This window comes from Leadbetterella sp. DM7, assembly GCF_040829825.2.
Taxonomy (GTDB): domain Bacteria; phylum Bacteroidota; class Bacteroidia; order Cytophagales; family Spirosomataceae; genus Leadbetterella.
On sequence record NZ_JBFOLH020000034.1, the window covers coordinates 1 to 4,473 of the forward strand.

Annotated in this window: 8 protein-coding genes; 1 reads left to right on the forward strand and 7 read right to left on the reverse strand. The window is 36.9% G+C overall.

Translation table 11 applies throughout. The features are described 5' to 3' along the window. The coding region (locus AB2U10_RS19005; protein ID WP_493820779.1) for an RHS repeat-associated core domain-containing protein at positions 1 to 179 on the reverse strand (179 nt) is incomplete at its 3' end. Positions 180 to 430: 251 nt separating this feature from the next. Here AB2U10_RS19005 and AB2U10_RS19010 point away from each other — a divergent pair. After that, on the forward strand, positions 431 to 646 hold the full coding sequence (locus tag AB2U10_RS19010) for a hypothetical protein (protein ID WP_367916670.1): 216 nt from the start codon (positions 431 to 433) through the stop codon (positions 644 to 646). 50 nt (positions 647 to 696) lie between these two features. Here AB2U10_RS19010 and AB2U10_RS19015 read toward each other — a convergent pair whose 3' ends face one another. The 6 genes from AB2U10_RS19015 to AB2U10_RS19040 form a co-directional block, all read right to left on the reverse strand. Continuing rightward, positions 697 to 1,191 carry a hypothetical protein gene (locus tag AB2U10_RS19015; protein WP_367916669.1) on the reverse strand — a complete coding sequence of 165 codons (495 nt, stop codon included), beginning with the start codon at positions 1,189 to 1,191 and terminating at the stop codon, positions 697 to 699. Positions 1,192 to 1,229: 38 nt separating this feature from the next. Beyond that, positions 1,230 to 1,730, reverse strand: a complete 501-nt coding sequence (locus AB2U10_RS19020; protein WP_367916668.1) for an RNA 2'-phosphotransferase — start codon at positions 1,728 to 1,730, stop codon at positions 1,230 to 1,232. 374 nt (positions 1,731 to 2,104) lie between these two features. Beyond that, positions 2,105 to 2,593: a hypothetical protein gene (locus AB2U10_RS19025; RefSeq protein ID WP_367916667.1), complete on the reverse strand. Its 489-nt coding sequence runs from the start codon at positions 2,591 to 2,593 to the stop codon at positions 2,105 to 2,107. Then, positions 2,593 to 3,465, reverse strand: a complete 873-nt coding sequence (locus AB2U10_RS19030) for an RHS repeat-associated core domain-containing protein (protein ID WP_367916671.1) — start codon at positions 3,463 to 3,465, stop codon at positions 2,593 to 2,595. The genes AB2U10_RS19025 and AB2U10_RS19030 overlap by 1 nt, the downstream gene beginning before the upstream one ends. A gap of 16 nt (positions 3,466 to 3,481) precedes the next feature. Next, the gene (locus AB2U10_RS19035) at positions 3,482 to 3,958 is read right to left on the reverse strand and encodes a hypothetical protein (RefSeq protein WP_367916666.1); all 477 of its coding nucleotides are present in this window, start codon (positions 3,956 to 3,958) and stop codon (positions 3,482 to 3,484) included. Beyond that, on the reverse strand, positions 3,955 to 4,473 hold a 519-nt coding region (locus AB2U10_RS19040; protein WP_493820778.1), incomplete at its 5' end, for a hypothetical protein. The genes AB2U10_RS19040 and AB2U10_RS19035, both read right to left, overlap by 4 nt.

Here is a 4,473-nt window from a genome sequence, read left to right on the forward strand (position 1 = left end):
TCAAAAGGCTCCGTCTCTATATAAGTATCCACCTCCCCTTTAGCCTTTTTTCTCTTCATTCCGAATAAGTCAACGTATTTTAAAGGATTATTGCCTACGTAAGAATAGGAGGAAAGATGTAAATCCAGTTCTGCTAGCGGGTCAATCCGGTCAAACCTTCCAATTGTCGGATTATACATTCTCGCCCCAAGGTTAGTCTTGTTGAGGTTAAAAGTAGATTCTTTTTCCTTCCCCCGCAGCTAAAACCGGTTCTCGAAGCTGTTCCCCCCGTACCATTTAAACGTACGACCCAAGGATCAAAGTTACTGCCTATTTAAAAGAACTTTCTGCATTTGTTAAGCGCCGCATTTGCAAGATACTTTTTCTTTTCATTAGGCCGGTGTTCCGGTGAAAAAATAAGGTAGTGTATCTCAAATATGAAAGGGATGAGATGACACCTTCTATCGAAGCTGCCAAAAAACTTGCTAAGATTTTGGATACTACAGTGGGCTACCTATTGGGAGAAAACGAACAGGCCGACCTGTTTAAAGATCCCGCTATGCTCAAACGGTTTCATGATATTGCAACGCTCCCCGAAAAGGAAAAGGAATGCCTGCTTACTACCGTTGACCACTTTATTAAAGCAAGCAAGATTTCTTTGATGTAAAACAACTAGGAACCGAAATCAGATACTTAAAACAGCTCAGTTCTGTGAACTTAAAAATCCTTTACTGATAATTCATTAAGCATTACTGCCGCTTGATTATAAATTGATGTATTTTCTTCTCTAATTTCAAAATCCTGAGCGATACATTCAAACATATTGTCGTGGAAGGTCAATATATAATGTCTATACATTTCCCATTTCGTGGGATTATACTGTGGATGTACTTTTTCTATATCCTGCAGTGATTTAATCAAATCAGAGTTTTTGAGCTCATAAAATGAGTAAGACTTCATCCCAAGTTTACTATATGGATGTCCTTGTATTGTTTCTTCCCCTGGTAATCCAAATGTATATTTTAAATACACTTTAAATTTCAAAGCAAAAACCCCTGTGTCATAAATGGTATTGCATTCTTGGGGAATAGTAGATGAATTTTGTCTATTTGCATAAAAGGCAATAAACAACTCATTATCGTTTGACAATATCGTTGGCGAAGGCGAGCCAAAATCCATTTTAAAAAGACCTCTTATTTCCACTAATTCCATTATTCAACTATGTATTTTGAAGGTATCGGGTCTGATAATCAAATGCCATTTTCTTCTTTATAAAATTGTATGTTATTTAAAAATGCTTCCTTAGCTCTTATAGTTAGTATAACTAAATCTTCTTTTCTTCTGCTACCTACCATTTCTGCTGTACTTCTATCAATTGAAAGGTGAACGTATTGCCTTTCCATAGATAATAATCCTTTTTCAAGAATATCAGTTAAGCTATTTTGAACTGTACCGGGATATAAAAATTCAGGTGGTTCAACTGGATATTTTAAAATTTTATCTTTTACGGAATGCCCATAGTAAGCTCTAATTTTACCATTTAGAATTTGGTGCCTTTTCTTTTCAGATAATTCAACCATTTTATTAATGTCAAATTCATTAACCTGTATTCCCTTTGAATTTAACGCAATAACCAAATCAGAAAGTAATACATGACCTTGATTATCTAAATTAAGATTATAAGACTGTGACTCGTGCCTTAAGGCGTGAGACACAGTCTTACTAAGTTGTATAAAATCTATTAAATTCACTAATGAGAAAGAATTAATTGTGTACCTGATTGTCTTATGGTATTTGTGCCGTTAATCAAACCGTTTCTTCCCAATTGACTTGTAAGCATACTTTCAAATGAAGAAACTCCTGTTTGATTTACAATATTCTAAGAGCTTCTTGGAATACCTGCCCGCATAAGTGCCGCGGATGACCTCGTATTCAAAATGAATGTTTGTCCATTTCGCACAACAACGTTAATTGGAACATCGGCAGCAGATAATACACCACTCTTCAACATCCCTGCCACACCATCAACTGTTTGACCTGCAAACTTCCTACCTGCACTAAACGTACCACCAAATGTTTTCTGTGCCCAAACGGCTCCTTCTGCACCTACCGTCTTAGCGGCAACTTATATAATTAATGACTTTATATAGAGATTCTTTGCTGTAGGTATCTTTCCTGCCATTTCTATCAATTCATCTCTTTGTTTTTTGTACTTAACCTTATCAAAGAGATAAAGAAAAAAATAAGGTACAATGCTTTCACTATCGCCATACTTTTCTATAAGTCCTTGACAGTCTTTTACAGATAATTCTTCACCACATATAATATGCTGAAAATATTTTTTCCAAAAATGAAGTTCTAAATTATCAGGGAATTTTTGAATTCCTTTTTCAACAATTTCAGAATATTTATCATACCCAATATTTCGTAATTCCTCAGAAATATTAAAGTAGGTAAAAAAACCAAAATCCTGAAAATTCCAGTATAAAAAAGCTAAATTCAAATAAGTATCAAGATATAATTCATTTTCATCAATGCTTTTTTGATAATAAACAGCAGCAGCATTATATTCCATATTAATATCCTTATCTATGGCTATGGTATATTTTTTCATTATTTTTTCATTAAATTAACTCCAGCATTGAATATTTTCCCATCTTTTACTTGAACCCAAATCTGACCATTTTTGAAACTTTGCGTAAATCCTTGAACTCCATTTTCGATAGCTCTGGGAGCTAAAATACTTTGATTAAGATTCGCAGGATTATTTGCAACGCTTTCAAATAACCGTATATACCTATTCTGCGAAGCAACAGTAGAAGGGTTAACGTGTCCTGCCGCATCCCTAAATATGTGTCCTAATACTGATTCTGATTTCGTTACAGTATTTGTTACCCCCTTAGCGGCATCCTTTGCCGCAAACCATGATTTTAAGCTTGACGCTAAATTAAAAACTCCTCTTTGAATAGCACGAATACTGCTGACAATTCCGTACGTTTCAAGCAAATTAGCGGCTAGAAATTGCTGATCAACTTTTTGAGAGAAATTCAGACCATCTATGCAGGGCGGTTGATCAGGGCCGCCACAATCTCCTCCATTACCCCGGGTTTCATATTGGGAGATGTCCGGCATAAGGGTGAAAGGGAGGTTATTTGCATATTCCTCTGCTTTTTTTCTCCCCCGCATATCCTCAAAGAACGCTGCGATATCTCCCGGGTCACTGGTTTCCAGGCCACCGTTTATTCGCACCCATTTCCCGTTAGGGTCCGTGTTAGACAGGGCATTATTCAGCGTATAGCTAAATGCAGAATACGCATAATACTGCTCCGCCATCGGATCCACCCTATCCCACCTGCCAATGGTCGGATTATACACTCTGGCCCCAAAGTTAATCCTGTTGAGGTTAAAGGTAGCTTCCTTTTCATGTCCCTGTATCTCCCATCGGTTCTGAACGGAATTTACTACTCCCGTACCATTTAAACGTATGCCCCAGGGGTCAAAGTTACTTTCTCCAACGTTTAAACCAGACCGATTCTTCTTTTAAACCATATGGTATCTTCTTCCAGCCTTTTGGAGGTATGTATTTTAAAGTATCTGGTACAGGGATTTTCCATAAAACTCTGTTTACTTTAAAATCATGACAATTCACTTGTATCCAGTACTTTCGGCTTAATGCACTGTTTCTAGTATAAGAAAACCCTAAATCCTCAGACCCTACACTGCTGCTATAGGAATACATTTTATAATCGTAGAAAAAGTCAAAATACATTTTATTAATATCTGACATCCTACTTGGATTCATAATGGTATAAAAGCTACACTCTTTTAACTTAGCTGTAATTCTTCTTTCTTGTCTAAAGTAGAAAAAGTAAAAAATTAACATTAAAATGCCAAAAGCTATTAAGCCTTTTGTATCTTTTTTACTCCATTTGTTGAGCTCTGTAAATCGCCATATTGCATTAATTACCCTTTTTATCATTTTGCTGCCCAGCCGGGAAATTTATCAATCATACTGTTAAATGCTTCATTATATACTTTTATAACTCCCTCCATCATATTTGACATTGCAGAAGAAACTCCATTTGGTCCCATAATATTTTTCAAGCCACCACCTACTTTACCAAAACCCAATCCTAAACCTGTTTTTAGAACTCCTTTGGTATCTGGTGCAAAATCATTGTACCCTGACATACTTTTAAAATCAAATCCTGCTCCACCAAAACCTCCTAAGGATGTTACTAAACTATTAGATACTAACATATCAAGACCCAGACCTACTAAATCCAATTTCCATTCATTGTTCAGTGCATTAGCTACCGTTTGCCCACCCAGATTAAACGCGCCTTTGGCAAGTGCGACTCTTAAGGCAGCTCGGCCTATGGAAAGCGTACGGATAGCTCCCAAGCGAGAAACCCCGGCGGCCATTGCTCCGCCTACTCCAAACTCAGCAGCTCCGATTGCCGCTATGGGTGCAGCAATCATCCCTGCTGCCAT